A 16049-nucleotide genomic window follows, 5' to 3' on the forward strand; every position below is an offset into this window, starting at 1 on the left:
GATATCGGCTCCGTTCCAGCGTGCGACGATGGCCATGGTGCAATTCCTTTCCTTGTGGCCAAGGTTTGCTAGGAGCAGGATCGCAATAGCAAGGGGTATTCGATCATGCGCCGCACCGCTTTTCTCGCTGCCAGCACCATCCTGTTCGCCGCACCTGCCCTTGCGGCGCCTACACCGGAGCAGACAGCTGCGGCCGCGCTGGAGGCGGCACCGGTATGGGACGGTCATAACGACGTCCCTTATGCCCTGCGCGAGCGGGTCGGCAACGTGATCAACGATTTCGATTTCGTCGACACGCTCGACACTGCCACTGGCGATACCAAGGCGATGCACACCGATCTGACGCGGGCCCGGAAGGGGCATCTCGGTGCGCAATTCTGGTCGGTCTATGTCAACGCAAGCCTGCCCGAGGCCGAGGCCGTCCAGCAAGTGGTCGAACAGATCGACGTCACCAAGCGCCTGGTCTCGCGTTACCCTTCTGACATGCAGTTGGCCTTCAGCGCCGACGACGTTGCCAAAGCAATGAAGGCGAGGAAGATAGCCTCGCTCATGGGCATGGAAGGCGGGGGCGGCATCGGATCGAGCCTGGCCGTGTTGCGGCAGATGTACGCGCTCGGGGTGCGCTACATGACGCTGACCCACTCCAAGACCCTGGGCTGGGCCGACAGCGCGACGGATGTGCCGACGCATGGCGGTCTCACCGAGTTCGGCGAGAATGTGGTGCGCGAAATGAACCGCTTGGGCATGCTCGTCGACCTCAGCCATGTCAGCGAGGCGACGATGATGGACGCGCTCGATGTGGCGAAGGCCCCGGTCATTTTCAGCCACTCGGGTGCTCGCGCAATCAACGGACACGCGCGCAACGTACCCGACAGCGTGCTGGCACGCCTGCCCCGAAATGGCGGAGTGGTCATGGTTGTCGCGTTGCCCGGCTTCCTGAGCGAGGAGCAGCGACAGTGGTTCGGGGCGCGATCGGGTGAAGAGGCGCGGCTGAAGGCGCTCTGGCAGGGGCAACCCGACCAGGTCGCGGCCGAATTGGCCAAGTGGGATGCCGCCAACCCGACACCGGTTGCGACTGTTTCCGACATGGCAGATCATATCGACCACATCCGCAAGGTTGCCGGTATCGACCATATCGGCATTGGCGGAGACTATGACGGCATGCCGAACGGACCGGTCGGCATGGAGGATGTTTCGGGATACCCAGCGTTATTTGTAGAGCTGGCACGCCGCGGGTACTCGCAGGCCGATCTCGAAAAGATTGCGTCTCGAAACGTGATGCGCGTTCTTCGCGAGGCGGAGACTTTTGCAGCGAGCGAGAAGGCCGCGCCACCGATTGAGACCCCGTCGGGTGGTGCCAAGGATGCCGACTAGCGGCGTTTGCCGTCGTCGCCTTCCAGCCGACCCAGTACGCGGACGAAGAAGGCGGTAGACCACCCCAAGAGGATGACGCCGAGTACGCCCTCCAGAGCCGCTACCATACGCCATTGTTCATGGATCGAGGCATCGGAATACCCGATCGTGGCGTAGCTGATCGTGGAGAAGTAGAGGGCGTCACTGAAGGTGTGCAGCGCCCCGAGGTGATCATAGAGGAATGCGAACAGCCAGATCTCTATGAAGTGGATCACAATGATCGCGAAGACCGCGACCAGAGTGAAGACGGCTCCGGTGAACGAAAGCGGCTCGAGTTCTTCGAAACGTCGCGTCATCGATTCACGGGAGATGATGCGCTGGATAGTGAAAAGACCGATTCCGTGAATCACAACGCAAAGCGCGATCATACCGGCTCCTACCAGGAGCTGTTCGTTGAAGGTCGCAGTGATGACCTCGACGCTGTCGTCGGAGCCGGTCATAGCCTTTCAAGCGTGTGCGAACAGCGTTCGCCTTCGAAGAACTGTTCGATAGCATCATTGAAAACGGCATCGTCTTCCGGACATGCGGCTTCGAACAGCGTCATCGAGCTTCGAAACTTCATCGCATCGGTTTGGCCGAGGATGTCCGCTGCCGACATGGTACCGGCCCATTCAAGCATGGCTTCCGTTGCCTCGTAGAGTCGAGGACCGAGTTCTTCGTGGGTGGCATAGCCATGCGCGGCATGCTTGTCCGGCAAGGCGTACTTTTTCGCATTGGCGCTTGTGCCGAGCCCAGCGATCTGGGGAAAGACGAACCACATCCAGTGGCTGGTCTTCTCGCCTGACTGGATCTCCTCGAGCGCAACTTCGTAAACGCCATGGTCCTGGGCGGCCAGGAAGCGATCGAAATCCACCGGATGATCCTCGCGCGCTGCCATCGACGGTCAGCTCGCCTCCGACAATTCGGACCCCAGCTTGAGGACCTCGGAGCCGTCTTCCTGTTCAATCAGGTAGGCAGGGTCGTCCTTCGTCCCGTTCCGCGTGATCTCGCTCCCCTCGAGGGTACGAGTTACCTTCCGCTCAAACCGCTCGGTAATCTGGCCCGTGCCAGTGCCATTGCCCCAGTTCCATTGGACATACTGGTTCGTCCGGTAACTGTTCGACTTGCTCATGCGACCCGTTTGCTCCGTTCAGCGATCAGTTCAGGTCGCCCTGCGGCCGTCCCATTTCTGTCGCCCGATCGTGACGGGCGGCATCATCGGTGTCATCTCCGGAAAGAGCCGGGATGAGCCAGGTTACCGAGAGCAGCGCGATCGCAAGGACGAGTCCGCCGAGCAGTACCCAGCGCACGACGCCTTCCTTCGAGCCACCGCTCGCCTCGGCTTCGCTAACATGAATTTCTTCGCCTTCCTTGTGCATGACAAACGCCTCCCGCACTCATTGGTGGACCCGTGTATTCACGGGTTCCTACGGTCGGGATTGGCGAATGTTCCGCCGGACTGTGACGAAGGTATCAGTCGCGCAGCAGCTCGTTGATGCCGGTCTTCTCGCGCGTCTGGGCGTCGACAGTCTTGACGATTACGGCGCAGGCGAGGCCAGGGCCGCCATCCTTGCCGGGCATCGAGCCGGGCACGACGACCGAGTAGGGCGGGATGTGGCCGCGGATAACTTCGCCCGTGTCGCGGTAGACGATCTTGGTCGACTGGGTGATGAAGACACCCATGGCGACGACGCAGCCCTCACCCACGATCACGCCCTCGACGATTTCCGAACGCGCACCGATGAAGCAGTTGTCGCCGATGATCGTCGGATTGGCCTGCATCGGCTCAAGCACGCCGCCGATCCCGGCGCCTGCCGAGATGTGGCAGTTCTTGCCGACCTGGGCGCAGGAGCCGACCGAAGCCCAGGTATCGATCATCGTGCCTTCGCCGACATGGGCGCCGATGTTCACGAAACTGGGCATCAGCACGCAGCCGGGGGCGATGTAGGCACCTTCGCGGGCGATCGCGCCGGGCACCACACGGAAACCCGCCGCGCGGAAACGGGCATCGTCCCATCCCGCGAACTTGCTCGGCACCTTGTCATATGCCGGATGGCCGGCACTGCCGCCTTCCATGACGCGATTGTCGTTGAGGCGGAAGGACAGGAGCACGGCCTTCTTGAGCCACTGGTTGACCTTCCAGCCTCCGTTGCCGTCGGGCTCGGCGACGCGGCCGGTGCCGCTGTCGAGCATGGCAAGCGCAGCATTCACCGCCGCGCGCACGTCGGCGCTCTGAGGCGTGACGTTGGCGCGGTCATCCCACGCGGCTTCGATGGCTGCTTCGAGGTCGGCGCTCATGCTGGTCTCCGTATGATATGCGGAGAACCCGTTAGCAGCGTGGCAGCGCTAGTCCATCCCTGCGGCGACGGCGAAGTCATACGCGCGGTCGACCAGCGGCGCGACGCGATCCGACATCGACTTGGCGTGGGCGGACGAGGCCGTGCCGTCGATGACGCGCTTCTTGATGCCCTGCATGATGCCCGCGAGGCGGAAGAGGTTGTAGGCGAAGTACCAGTCCATCGGCGGGACCGGGTAGCCGGTGCGAGCGACGTAACGCTCAACCGCCTCTTCCTGTGTCGGGATGCCCAGCGCCTTGAGGTCCAGCCCCTGCAACCCTGCGCGACCGTCGGCGGGATTGTGCCAGTTGAGCATGAGGTAGCTGAAGTCCGCAATCGGATCGCCCAGCGTCGATAATTCCCAGTCGAGCACCGCGAGCACGCGGTTCTCGGTCTTGTGGAAGATCATGTTGTCGAGACGGTAATCGCCATGGACGACAGAGCTTTCGTGCTGCGGCGGAATGGTCTCGGGCAACCATTCGATCATCCGCTCCATCTTCGGCATGTGCTCGGTTTCGGACAGCTTGTACTGCTTGGTCCAGCGGCTGATCTGGCGCGCGCAATAGTCTGTCGGCTTGCCGAAGTCCGAAAGTCCGATCGCCTTGGGATCGGTGGTGTGGAGATCGGCGAAGGTATCGATCATCGAATTGTAGATTTCGCGCCGCTCTTCGGGCGTATTGTTCGGCAGCGAACCGTTCCACAAGGACCGCCCGTCGGCGAGGCCCATGACGAAGAACTTCGACCCGATGACCTCCGGGTCTTCGCACAGGCCATAGGTCTTGGGCACGGGGAAACCTGTCGGCCCGAGTGCATGCATGGCCTTGTATTCGCGTTCGACCGCATGGGCACTGGGCAACAGCTTGCCGAAGGGCTGGCGGCGCAGCACGTATGACCTGCTCGGCGTGTCGATGCGATAGGTCGGGTTCGATTGCCCGCCCTTGAACTTCGAATAGCTGATCGGCCCTTCGTATCCTTCGACATTGGCCTCGAACCACGCGGTCAGCGCGTCGAGGTCCATCTTGTCGGCGTCGGACACCTCGACGGTGCCGACCATTTCCTTGTCGAAATCGATCGGTGCTGCAGCCTGTTCCGCCATCAGTCGAACACCACCACGCTGCGAGCGGAGTGGCCCCCCTTCATCTTTTCGAAGCCTTCGTTGATCTTCTCGAGCGGGATGCGCTCGGCAATGATCGTGTCGAGATCGAGCAGGCCGCGCATGTAGAAATCCACCAGGCGCGGCAGGTCAACGGGGAAGTGGTTCATCCCCATGATCGCGCCTTGCAGCTTCTTGCCCGACAGCAGGTCGAGCGCGCCGAGGCCGACCTTGCAGTCGAGCGGCATCATGCCGAGGATCGTCGCGGTCCCGCCGCGGCGCAGGATCTTGACCGCGAGGTCGGCAGAGGCCTGCCGACCCACAGCTTCGATCGCGTGATGCACGCCTCCACCCGAGATCTTCATCACCTGGTCGACGGCATCGTCGGCCATGGCATCGACCGCATGGGTCGCGCCGAGGACCTGCGCAAGGTCGCGCTTTTCGGCAATCGGATCGATGGCGATGACCTTGCCCGCGCCCGCTATCTTGGCCGCATTGATCGCCGCGAGTCCTACGCCGCCGCAACCGACGACGGCGACGGTTTCGCCGGGGACGACCTTGCAGGCGTTGAAGATCGTACCCGCACCGGTGGTTACCGCGCACCCGATCACCGCAGCGCGGTCCAATGGCATGTCCTTGTCGATGGCGACGCAGGCATGTTCGTGGATCAGCATCTGTTCGCAGAATGCCGATAGGTTGAGCATCTGGCCGACCGGTCCGCTGCCGTCAGCACGCATGATGCGTGGCTTGGCGTCGGGCGCACGGCGAGTATCGGCCCCGAGACACAGCGCCATGCGGCCCGTGACGCAGAATTCGCAGTGGCCGCAGAAGGCGGAGAGGCAGGAGACGACGTGGTCGCCCGGCTTCACCGTCTTCACTTCGCTTCCTACCGCGCGGACCACACCCGCCGCCTCGTGGCCCGGAATGGCCGGCAGCGGGTGCGGATAGGCACCCTCGATGAAATGCAGGTCCGAGTGGCACAGGCCACAGGCCTTGGTGTCGATCAGGACCTCGTGCGGGCCGGGATCGGCGAGTTCGACCTCGCCGATCGTCAGTCCGCCGACACTCTCGAGGATTGCCGCTTTTGCCATCAGCGCGCCACTCCCATGTCGCCCGAGGACAGGTTATCATTGCCCGAGGTCGGGGCCTTGCCGTCACGCAGCGCGTTGGCGGTGGGACCAGCTTCGGGCAGGTGCTTGGCGAATTCCATGCGCGCGATCGAGCGGGCGTGAACTTCGTCCGGGCCGTCGGCAAGGCGCAGGGTGCGCTGGTGGGCATAGGCACTGGCGAGACCGTAGTCCTCGCTCACGCCGCCGCCGCCATGCGCCTGGATCGCATCGTCGATGATCTTGAGCGCCATGTTCGGCGCCTGGACCTTGATCATGGCGATTTCCTGCTTGGCGTTCTTGTTACCGACCTTGTCCATCATGTCGGCCGCCTTGAGGCAGAGCAGGCGGGTCATGTCGATGTCGATACGGGCACGCGCGACGCGCTCCTCCCAGACCGAGTGCTTGTAGATCGGCTTGCCGAAAGCCTCGCGCTCCTGGAGCCGCTTGCACATCTTCGCAAGCGCCTCTTCTGCAACGCCGATGGTGCGCATGCAGTGATGGATGCGGCCCGGCCCGAGGCGGCCTTGCGCGATCTCGAAGCCGCGGCCTTCGCCCAACAGCATATTGGTGACGGGGACGCGGACGTCCTTCATTTCCACTTCCATGTGGCCGTGCGGCGCATCGTCATAGCCGAACACCGGCAGGTGACGCAGGATATTGACGCCCGGCGTGTTGTCGAGCGGCATGAGCAGCATCGACTGCGCGGCGTGGCGGCCGGCCGAGAAATCGGTCTTGCCCATGACGATCGCAACCTTGCAGCGCGGATCGCCGAGGCCCGAGGACCACCACTTGCGACCGTTGATGACGTATTCGTCGCCGTCACGCTCGATCCGGGTTTCGATGTTGGTCGCATCGGACGAGGCGGTGAAGGGTTCGGTCATGAGGAAGGCAGAGCGGATCTCGCCATTCATGATCGGGGTCAGCCACTGGTCCTTCTGCTCGCGCGTGCCGTAGCGGTGGAACACTTCCATGTTGCCGGTGTCCGGCGCGGAGCAGTTGAACACTTCCGAGGCGAAGCCGACGCGGCCCATTTCCTCGGCGCAGAGCGCGTATTCGAGGTTGGTCAGGCCAGGGCCTTCGAACTCGTATGTCTCGTCGACATGGTGGTGGCCGTCATTGCGCGGCGGCATGAAGAGGTTCCAGATACCCTCGGCCTTGGCCTTGGCCTTCAGCTCCTCAACCACCGGAATGACCTTCCACCGGTCGCCCTCGGCGTCCTGCTTCTTGTAGGTCGGGACCGCGGGACGGACGTGAGCGTCGATGAAGTTCTTCACCCGGTCGCGCCAGTATGCTTGCCGTTCTGTCGGTTCGAAATCCATCGTCTCTATCCTTCTCTCTCGATTCCGTTGCTTAAGGAAACTGGCACGCCTGATTGGCCGCGCCAAGCCATGATTCAATTGTTCCACCTCACGGGTGCATCCCTTCAGCGTCGAGGTCTGCCCTCGCAGCATCGCTCAGCACAGCCAGCCGCCGTTCGTGGCTCGCGCGGTCGATGGGGAAGCGACGCAGCACCATCAGACCGGTGAACCCGACTGCCGACAGCACCACAACGTAACCGAGCGCGAGGTTGGAAATGATGTCCTGTGCCACCTCTCCCGGCGCGGCACCGATCGGGAAGGCGGCCCAGCTCAGGATCTGTCCGGCGAGGAAAATACCGGCACCGGTCGCGCATTTCTGCATGAAGAAATAGCCGGCAAAGAACAGGCCTTCGCTGCGGCGCCCGGTTTCGGCCTGCGATGCCTCGACCACGTCGGCCATCATCGAACTCGACAGCACCATCAGTGTGATCGCCGCTGTGTTGGCGAGGAAAATCATCGCGAACATGGCTGCAACCGAGGGCTTTCCGGGAAGGCCTGGGAAAATCCCGAAATAGTAGCTGAGGAACAGTCCGGCATTGAACGTGACCGAGGTGGCCCCTGCGATCAGGGCCGCCTCCCGCTTGCCAAGCCGTCTGGCGAGTGGCGGGATGATTACAAAGGCTGCCATCATCGTCACGAACAGGAGCAACCCGTATGCGACCTTTTCGCCTTGCGTGAACTGCCACAGGAAGCCGAGGAAATAGTTGGTCAGCGAAAATGCGATGCCCTGGTTGGTAAAGGCGAAAAGGGCTGCAAAGACCAGCCACAGGAAGGCACGGTTGGACAGGGTCTTGCGCATCTCGGCGGCGATAGCGCGAAGGCCGCCCGCGTGACGCGGTTGCGGGGGAGAAGGATGCGCCACCCGCTTGTGCTGTCCCAGCGCAGACAAGAGCACTGCTCCTGCCATGAGTACCGCGCCGGAAAGCGCGTAGGCGTAATATCCGGCCGGATCGGTCTCTCCGCTGTCCTTGAAGAAGATGCCGTAGGCCATGATCAGGATCAGCAGTCCGCCTGCCCAGCCGAACAGGAAGCGATAGCGCATGAGGATGGTGCGCTCGTCGTAATCGGCGGTCAGTTCGGGCACGAGCGCGACGGAGGGCACTTCGCACATTGAAACCAGCGAGCGCACTATGATCGCCCAGCCGATGAGCCAGCCGAGGACCAGCGTGTTGCTGCCTTCCGGCGGGCTCCACAGCATCATCCAGGCAAGCGCGAGAGGGATCGGCGCGCCGTAGAGCCAAGGCAAGCGGCGCCCCCAGCGCGTCTGGGTGCGGTCGGTCAGTTCCCCGATGACCGGGTCGACGAAAGCATCCGCAATCAGCGCGACCATGATGGCGGTGCCGACCAGTCCCGCATCGATCCCCACCACCTGATTATAGAACAGCAGGAGGAAGGTGGCGAAGCCATTCTCCTTGATGCCGTAGGCGATCGATCCGAAGCCGTGAAATATCTTCAGCCGCGTCGGCAGACGCTCCGCCGGGGGCGGGGCAATCGTGTCGCTGGCGGCGGAAATTGCCATCAGGCGTTCTGCTTGGCCGCTTGAGCCTGCTCGACCATGGCCTCCAGAGTGGAGAACATGCGCGGAGCCTCGGCATCCCAACTATGCCGGGGGCCGACCGTCAGGCCGCCATCGACGATCATGGACTGCCCGGTGATGAAGCTCGCCGCGTCGCTGGCAAGAAACGCGACCGCGTTGGCGATATCGATCGGCTGGCCGCCGCGCGCCACTGGCTGCGCGTTGCTGGACAACTGGGCGATTGCCGCCTTTGCCATGTCCTTGATCTCGTCCGGCACTTCGAGGCTGGAGGTGAAGATGTTGGTGTTGATGAAGCCCGGCTGGACCGCGTTCACGCGGATGCCGTGCTTGGCGAGGTCCATCGCCGCGCACTTCGTCAGGTGGAGCACACCAGCCTTGGCAACGGCGTAAGCCGTCGGCGAATAGCCCGGGCCGACTGCGGCAACGCTCGACACGTTGACGATGCTCGTGCCCTTGCGATGCATCATGTGCGGCACGGCATAGCGGATGCCCATCGCCACCGAGCGCAACAGCAGGTCCATCGTGCGGTCCCACTCGTCGGGTTCGATCTCGGAAATATCCGGCCGCGCGCCGCCCGCACCGGCATTGTTGAAGACGACATCGATACCGCCGGTTTCTGCAGCGGCGCGGTCCATCAGCGCCTTGATGCTTGCAGTGTCGCAGACATCGCACTCGACGAAACGGACATCGCCTTCGGTCCCGGCAGCCAGCTTTTCGCCACCAGCGACGTCGATATCGCTCGCAAAGACAATGGCACCTTCGCGTGCAAAAAGCGCAGCCGCAGCAGCCCCGATGCCTGATGCCGCACCGGTGACGACAACCGTCTTGCCCGAGAATCGCATGCCTACTCTCTCCCCGAATTTCTCGCGGCCAAGCTTAGGCGCGGAAGCTATCGCGTCAACGAATTCTGCCTGACGCTACGGCAATGCGGGGCATCGCGACCGCCCTTGCGTGCGAGTGGCGAATCACCCTAACGTAAGCGTCAACATACCGAGCTTTTAGAAGAGAGGATTCGGCACATGTCCGACACGGATCTGGAAGGCTTCCGCGCGGAAACGCGCGCGTGGCTGGAAGCGAACTGCCCCCCCGAAATGCGCGAGCCCGTTCGCGACGAAGACGATGTCTATTGGGGCGGCCGCAACGCGACTTTCAAGAACGACGCGCAGAAGGCCTGGTTCGAAGCCTGCCGCGACAAGGGCTACACCGTGCCCGCATGGCCGAAGGAATACGGCGGTGCCGGGCTCTCGCCGGCACAGGCAAAGGTCCTGCGCGAAGAGATGGCGGCCATTGGTGCACGTCCGCCGCTGTCGAGCTTCGGCATCTGGATGCTCGGCCCGGCGTTGCTCCACTTCGGCACCGAGGGGCAGAAGCAGCGTTTCCTCAACGAAATCGCCCGGGGCGAAATCCGCTGGTGCCAGGGCTATTCCGAACCCGGCTCGGGTTCGGACCTCGTTTCCCTGCAGACCTATGGCGAGGACAAGGGCGACCACTGGGTCGTCAACGGCCAGAAGATCTGGACCTCCTATGCCGACAAGGCCGACTGGATCTTCTGCCTGGTCCGTACGGACAAGGAGAACAAGTACCAGGGCATCACCTTCATGCTCTACGACATGGCCAGCCCGGGCGTGTCGACCAAGCCGATCCTGCTGATCAGCGGCAGCTCGCCCTTCTGCGAGACCTTCTTCGACGATGTGGAGGTGCCCAAGAGCTACGGCGAGGACGTTCCGGCCTATGTCGGTCAGGTCAACCGCGGCTGGGATGTCGCCAAGTACCTGCTCGGCCACGAACGCGAGATGATCTCGGGCGCCGACGGCGGCGACCGGACCAGCGCGATCGGAGCTGCCATGCTGCGCCTGTCGGGCGAACTCGACCCGGTGCTGCGTGCCGAACTGGCCCAGTTCGATGTCGATGCGCTCGCCTATTCGGCGATGGGCGAGAAGTTCCTCGACGAAATCAAGGTCGGCAAGGCGCATCCTGCACAGCCGAACATGATGAAATACGCCGGTACCGAGCTGAACAAGCGTCGCCACGAACTGATGATGGCCGCGGGTGGCACACGGGCGCTCGAATGGGATAGCGGCGAGACCGACGGCGGCAAGCCATCGCGCAACTGGCTGCGCACCAAGGCGAACAGCATCGAGGGCGGCACGTCCGAAGTCATGCTGAACGTCATTTCCAAGCGTATCCTCGACCTGCCGGGAGCCTGATCGATGCCTCTGTATTACGACGACGACCAGACCATGCTGGCCGAAACCGCCAGCCAGTTCATGGCCGAGGAAGGTTCGATCAAGAACCAGCTGCGCCACTGGCGCGACCGCAACTGCAAGGACGGCTTCGGCCACGGACTGTGGAAGCAGTTCGCCGAGATGGGCTTCACCGGCATGCTGGTGGGCGAGGACGACGGCGGACTGGGAATGGGCCAGGTCGAGGCGAACATCGTGCTCGAGGAAATCGGGCGCAACCTGACACCCTCACCGTTCCTGTCGTCTTCCGTGCTGGCCGCCACCGCGCTCAAGCACGGCAGCAATGACGTGAAGGGCCGCTGGCTTCCCGACCTCGTTTCGGGCGACAAGGTCTATGCCGTCGCTATCGACGAAGGCATCAAGCACCGTCCCGAACGCATTGCCTGCCGCGCCGAGAAATCGGGCAACGGGTTCCGCCTGTCGGGCAAGAAGGACTTCGTGGTCTACGGCGCGTCGAGCGAAATGATCGTCGTCGCGGCACGCACGTCCGGCAGTGATGCCGACAAGGACGGGGTCACCCTGTTTGCCGTGCCGCAGGATGCTGCCGGCATGAGCCATGACAGCGTCCGACTGGTTGATGCCTCGATGGCCAGCCATGTGACCTTCGACAATGTCGAACTCGACGGCGATGCCGTGATCGGCGAGGTCGATGGCGGTCGCGATGTGCTCAATGCGATGCTCATTTCCGGTCGGGTGGGCTCGGCTGCCGAGGGTGTCGGCGTCGCTCGCGGGGCGATGGATATGACCGTCGACTACATCAAGCAGCGTAAGCAGTTCGGCAAGGTGATTGGCGAGTTCCAGGCCCTCCAGCACCGCGCATCGCACCTCTATTCCGAAGTCGAGATCGCCCGCGCCGTGACCATCAAGGCCGCCCAGTTGTTCGACGCCGGAAGCGAGAAGGCCGACCTCATGGCCAGTGTCGCCAAGGCCAAGGTTGCCAAGGTCGCCGGGCTGGCGGTGCGCGAAGGCGTCCAGATGCACGGCGGTATCGGCATGACCGATGAATACGACATCGGCCTCTACATGAAGCGCGAACGTGCCCTGCAGGAGTTCCTGGGTGACCAGTACTACCACGCAGGCCGCGTGGCCGAGATGAGCGGATACTGAGCGGGAGAAAACTGATGAACCTTGAAGACCTGTTCAGCCTCAAGGGGCGCGTCGCCCTCGTGACCGGGGGCAGCCGCGGCATCGGCAAGATGATCGTCGAAGGCTTCCTCGCTGCCGGCATCGACCGCGTCTACATCACCGCGCGCAAGATCCATGAGATCGAGGAAACCTGCGACGAGCTGGGTGAGAAAGTCATCGGCATCCAGGGCGACATCTCGACCATCGCCGGGATCGAGGCGCTGGTGGAGGAAATCTCGGCACGCGAAGACAAGCTCGACATCCTCGTCAACAATGCGGGCGCCGCATGGGGCGTCGATTACGAGGAGTTCCCGGAAGCCGGGTGGGACAAGGTCATGGACCTCAACGTCAAGACGCCGTTTTTCCTGACCCAGAAACTCCACGGCTTGCTGACTGCCGCTGCCTCGCCCGAACGGCCGGGCAAGGTGATCAACATTACCTCGATCGACGGCCAGCGGGTCAATCCGTGGGAGACTTACAGCTACCAGGCATCGAAGGCGGCGCTGATCCACCTGACACGGCGCATGGCTGCACGTCTGGTCAAGGACCACATCTACGTCACCAGCCTTGCACCCGGGGCCTTCCCGTCGAGCATGAACCGCGCGGCGCGGGATCACGAGGCGGAAAGCGCCGCAGGCATCCCAAACAAGCGCGTCGGCGACAAGTACGACATGGGCGGCACTGCCGTTTATCTCGCCAGCCGTGCGGGAGACTACACGATCGGCGAGACTCTCACCGTCGACGGCGGCATCGTCAACGCCCTGCTGCCGAGCCACTTCGCCCAACCCTGATGGAGTAACGCCATGTCCCGCACCCAGCGCCTCGTCGCCGACGGCATCCACTTTGCCGAAGGGCCGCGCTGGCGTGAGGGGCGGCTGTGGTTCTCCGACTTCTACGCTCACCGCATCTATTCTGTGAGTGAGGCCGGCGGCGACATGCGGGTCGAACTCCAGCTTAAGGGCGAGGAGCAATCCTCGGGTCTCGGCTGGATGCCCGACGGCTCGCTGCTGTTCGTCAAGATGCAGGCACAGGAGCTTTGGCGGCGCTGGCCGGACGGACGGCTGGAACGCCACGCGGACTTGTCCGGCATCGCCACCTTCTGGTGCAACGACATGGTCGTCGATGCGAAGGGCCGGGCCTATGTCGGCAACTTCGGCTTTGATCTCGACGCGGAGCTGTCGGCACGTGGCCCGGAGAGCGTGCTCGCCAACCATCCGACCACGCCGATGGCGCTGGTTGAGATGGACGGGACGGTCCGCTCAGCTGCGGGGAATGAACACTTCGGCTTCCCCAATGGCACGGTGATAACTCCCGACGACAAGACGCTGATCGTTGGTGAGACTCTGGCTGGACGGCTAACCGCTTTCGATATTGCCGACGACGGCTCACTCACCAATCGGCGTGTGTGGGCCTCGACCCTGCCGCATATTCCCGATGGCATCTGCCTCGATTCTGAAGATGCGATCTGGATCGCGGATCCGCTGGCGCCACGGTGCGTGCGGATAGCGGAAGGCGGTGAGGTTCTCGAAATCGTCGAGACCGAGGGTCTCAATTGCTACGCCTGCATGCTTGGCGGAGCGGACGGGCGCACGTTGTTCACGCTGACGGCGCCTTCTTCGCATCGCGAACATGCAAGTGCCGAAAAGGCTGGCCGAATCTACGCCTGCACCGTCGATGTGGGGCGCGCCGGTCTCCCCTGAGCCACTGTCCAACGCTGCGGTTTCGGGAAATCACTTGCGGGAATCTCGCCTGCAAAGCTATTCGAGCGGCCTTGCACATGCCAAGGCTGGCAACGCTCCCGAGGAAGAGGTCGTTTATCTTGCGTAACAAGCCCGTGTTTTTCGCCAGCGCCGCTGCCTGCTGTGCCCTGCTCGCATCTTGCGGCGGGGGCGATAGCGCAACGCCAACTCCGACCCCGACTTCGACTGGAACGCCGACTCCGACACCGCCGACCACGATCGATTTCGATTTCACCAAGGCATTTACGGCCACGGCTTCGGGCACGTCTTTCAACTATGCCTACTTCGCTCCGACCGGTGGATATGAAGTCTGGAGCGAAGGATCGCGACGCGGTGGGGAGGCGAAGATCACCTTTGCTGTCTCGCCAGAGAGCGTGACGCTGGAATGGCCAGACCCTTCGACTCTCACGACTTTCTCTGCGGCTGACCTGCTCACCGCCTCGCCGACGCTACGGACTTATCGCAAGGGTAGCGATGGCCTATCGATGGAGCTGCCCTTCGACAATGTCTTGCGGGTCGCATACGAGACCACCATTCCTTACACGCGCGAGACGGTGGCCGGAAACCTCCATGGTTACCGCTATTCGATCTTCTACAACACCGTGACCACGACCACGGCCATTGCATCGAACCTTGCTTACACGGGAACTGCGCAGGTGGTTGGGGGCAAGTCGGGTGAAACCCCGCCGGGCGTGTTCAGCTCGCCGGCGACGACTCTTACCGTCACCTCTAGCGACAAGAAGATCGCCGGAACGATCCAGGTCGTAGAGTCCGTTGCGGGTGCGCCCGTGGTGCGTGCGGCTCTGCCGATTTCCTCGACGTTGACCGACAGCGGTGTTTTTGCAGGCGACACCGAAGACACTGCTAACGCCTTCAAGGGCAAGTATGTAGGGTCGCTCGCCGGGCCGGACCGCGAGGAAGTATTCCTGATCTTCGAAGTCCAGCACACCGATGGTCGCAAGTTCCTCGGCTCGCTGATCGGCAAGCGATAGTCGCGCGGGCGGCCTAACGCCGCCCGACCTTGCTCAGGCCATAAGTTCCCGCACGAAGGGGATGAGTCCGGTTTGCCGGGTTCGCTCCATCCGCTCGGCTTCGAGAATTGCACGCACCTTCTCGAAGCACGCGTCGACGTCGTCGTTGACCACGACATATTCGTATTCGGCCCAGTGGCTGATTTCTCCGCGGGCGCGATCCATGCGAGCATCGATCACGTCTGCGCTATCCTGGGCGCGGCTTTCGAGACGGCGGCGCAGTTCGGCAAGGCTGGGCGGAAGGATGAACACGCTGACGACATCCTGCCGGTCCTTCTGGTAGAGCTGCTGCGTACCCTGCCAGTCGATGTCGAAGAGGAAGTCCTGCCCCTCCTTCAGCGCAGAACGGATGCGGCCCTTGGGCGTGCCATAGCGGTGCCCGAATACATGCGCCCATTCGTAAAAGTCGTCCTCCTCGACCATGCGGTCGAACTCGGCATCGTCGACGAAATAGTAGTGGGTTCCATCGATCTCGCCCGGACGCGGCGGGCGGGTGGTGACGCTGACCGACAGGCGGATTTCTTCGTCCGCATCCAGCAGCATGCGGCTGATCGTCGTCTTGCCCGCGCCGCTGGGAGAGGACAGGATGAACATGAGCCCGCGCCGTGCGAGGTTGGGTCGGACAGTGTCGCTGGTGGATGCAGTGGAATCGGCCATGTGCGCCTTTGGGCCAAGGCGGCGGGTCAAATCAAGGCCGGGCGGGCCCTATTCCTCCGATTGCGCCTGCTCGATCAGTTGGGCATCGCCTTCGGCCTGCTGTTTCCGCTTCGACTTGCGCCGGTCGTAGAGCGTTTTCGCAAGCGCGCCTCCGCCGACGATTATCGCGCCAGGCAGGTTGCGTGTCGCCAGCCTGGCCAGTCCGAACGACACCACGGTCTGGCCCAAGGTCTTGTTCTGGATGATGTCCCGAGCCGCTTCCTTGCCGTAGCGGCCGCGCAGGAAACCCTTCTCGACCGTACGACGGACGATATAGGACCCCGCGCGGATCGCGACATCGGCCAGCATGAGGTTTGTGAGCGGGTTCTCGGTCGGGCCCGGGACCTTCGCGCCCTTTGTCGTGGGTTTGCGGTTTTTCCGCTTCGCCAC

General features: G+C 63.0%; 18 protein-coding genes. 6 read left to right on the forward strand and 12 right to left on the reverse strand.

Annotation, left to right across the window (positions count from 1 at the left end):
• The first annotated feature begins 105 nt into the window (after positions 1-105).
• Entirely contained in the window at positions 106-1374 is a 1269-nt protein-coding gene (locus tag IRL76_RS00360; RefSeq protein WP_200982116.1) for a dipeptidase, read from the forward strand.
• Here the strand turns inward: IRL76_RS00360 and IRL76_RS00365 are convergent.
• The 10 genes from IRL76_RS00365 to IRL76_RS00410 all read right to left on the reverse strand — a co-directional run bounded on the left by IRL76_RS00365 (position 1371) and on the right by IRL76_RS00410 (position 9667).
• Entirely contained in the window at positions 1371-1853 is a 483-nt protein-coding gene (locus IRL76_RS00365) for a potassium channel family protein (RefSeq protein ID WP_200982118.1), read from the reverse strand. The two genes, IRL76_RS00360 and IRL76_RS00365, sit on opposite strands and share 4 nt — an antisense overlap.
• On the reverse strand, positions 1850-2290 hold the full coding sequence (locus IRL76_RS00370) for a DUF1810 domain-containing protein (RefSeq protein ID WP_200982120.1): 441 nt from the start codon (positions 2288-2290) through the stop codon (positions 1850-1852). The genes IRL76_RS00365 and IRL76_RS00370 overlap by 4 nt, the downstream gene beginning before the upstream one ends.
• Positions 2291-2296: 6 nt before the next feature.
• On the reverse strand, positions 2297-2524 hold the full coding sequence (locus tag IRL76_RS00375) for a hypervirulence associated TUDOR domain-containing protein (protein ID WP_200982122.1): 228 nt from the start codon (positions 2522-2524) through the stop codon (positions 2297-2299).
• A gap of 25 nt (positions 2525-2549) precedes the next feature.
• On the reverse strand, positions 2550-2771 hold the full coding sequence (locus IRL76_RS00380; protein WP_200982124.1) for a hypothetical protein: 222 nt from the start codon (positions 2769-2771) through the stop codon (positions 2550-2552).
• A 94-nt stretch (positions 2772-2865) separates the two neighbouring features.
• The gene (gene dapD / locus IRL76_RS00385; protein WP_200982125.1) at positions 2866-3690 is read right to left on the reverse strand and encodes a 2,3,4,5-tetrahydropyridine-2,6-dicarboxylate N-succinyltransferase; all 825 of its coding nucleotides are present in this window, start codon (positions 3688-3690) and stop codon (positions 2866-2868) included.
• A gap of 48 nt (positions 3691-3738) precedes the next feature.
• On the reverse strand, positions 3739-4824 hold the full coding sequence (locus IRL76_RS00390) for a phosphotransferase family protein (protein WP_200982127.1): 1086 nt from the start codon (positions 4822-4824) through the stop codon (positions 3739-3741).
• Positions 4824-5912 carry a Zn-dependent alcohol dehydrogenase gene (locus IRL76_RS00395; protein WP_200982129.1) on the reverse strand — a complete coding sequence of 363 codons (1089 nt, stop codon included), beginning with the start codon at positions 5910-5912 and terminating at the stop codon, positions 4824-4826. Before IRL76_RS00395 ends, IRL76_RS00390 begins: the two co-directional genes overlap by 1 nt.
• Entirely contained in the window at positions 5912-7249 is a 1338-nt protein-coding gene (locus tag IRL76_RS00400) for an acyl-CoA dehydrogenase family protein (RefSeq protein ID WP_200982131.1), read from the reverse strand. Before IRL76_RS00400 ends, IRL76_RS00395 begins: the two co-directional genes overlap by 1 nt.
• A gap of 88 nt (positions 7250-7337) precedes the next feature.
• Entirely contained in the window at positions 7338-8807 is a 1470-nt protein-coding gene (locus IRL76_RS00405) for an MFS transporter (protein WP_200982133.1), read from the reverse strand.
• On the reverse strand, positions 8807-9667 hold the full coding sequence (locus IRL76_RS00410) for an SDR family NAD(P)-dependent oxidoreductase (protein ID WP_200982135.1): 861 nt from the start codon (positions 9665-9667) through the stop codon (positions 8807-8809). The genes IRL76_RS00405 and IRL76_RS00410 overlap by 1 nt, the downstream gene beginning before the upstream one ends.
• A gap of 177 nt (positions 9668-9844) precedes the next feature.
• Here IRL76_RS00410 and IRL76_RS00415 point away from each other — a divergent pair, with 177 nt between their 5' ends.
• The 5 genes from IRL76_RS00415 (at position 9845) to IRL76_RS00435 (ending at position 14924) form a co-directional block, all read left to right on the forward strand.
• Positions 9845-11032, forward strand: a complete 1188-nt coding sequence (locus IRL76_RS00415; RefSeq protein ID WP_200982137.1) for an acyl-CoA dehydrogenase family protein — start codon at positions 9845-9847, stop codon at positions 11030-11032.
• A 3-nt stretch (positions 11033-11035) separates the two neighbouring features.
• Entirely contained in the window at positions 11036-12175 is a 1140-nt protein-coding gene (locus IRL76_RS00420; protein ID WP_200982139.1) for an acyl-CoA dehydrogenase family protein, read from the forward strand.
• Between the two features lie 14 nt (positions 12176-12189).
• Positions 12190-12984 (forward strand): SDR family oxidoreductase, encoded by a 795-nt coding sequence (locus IRL76_RS00425; RefSeq protein ID WP_200982141.1) that lies wholly within the window; start codon positions 12190-12192, stop codon positions 12982-12984.
• Positions 12985-12996: 12 nt separating this feature from the next.
• On the forward strand, positions 12997-13893 hold the full coding sequence (locus tag IRL76_RS00430) for an SMP-30/gluconolactonase/LRE family protein (protein ID WP_200982144.1): 897 nt from the start codon (positions 12997-12999) through the stop codon (positions 13891-13893).
• A gap of 119 nt (positions 13894-14012) precedes the next feature.
• Positions 14013-14924, forward strand: coding sequence for a hypothetical protein (locus tag IRL76_RS00435; RefSeq protein ID WP_200982146.1), 912 nt, complete (start codon positions 14013-14015; stop codon positions 14922-14924).
• Positions 14925-14957: 33 nt separating this feature from the next.
• Here IRL76_RS00435 and gmk read toward each other — a convergent pair whose 3' ends face one another.
• Both gmk and IRL76_RS00445 read right to left on the reverse strand, forming a co-directional pair.
• Positions 14958-15620, reverse strand: coding sequence for a guanylate kinase (gmk, locus tag IRL76_RS00440; RefSeq protein WP_200982148.1), 663 nt, complete (start codon positions 15618-15620; stop codon positions 14958-14960).
• Between the two features lie 48 nt (positions 15621-15668).
• On the reverse strand, positions 15669-16049 hold the full coding sequence (locus IRL76_RS00445; RefSeq protein WP_200982150.1) for a hypothetical protein: 381 nt from the start codon (positions 16047-16049) through the stop codon (positions 15669-15671).

Source organism: Qipengyuania soli, from assembly GCF_015529805.1.
Classification (GTDB): Bacteria; Pseudomonadota; Alphaproteobacteria; order Sphingomonadales; family Sphingomonadaceae; genus Qipengyuania; species Qipengyuania soli.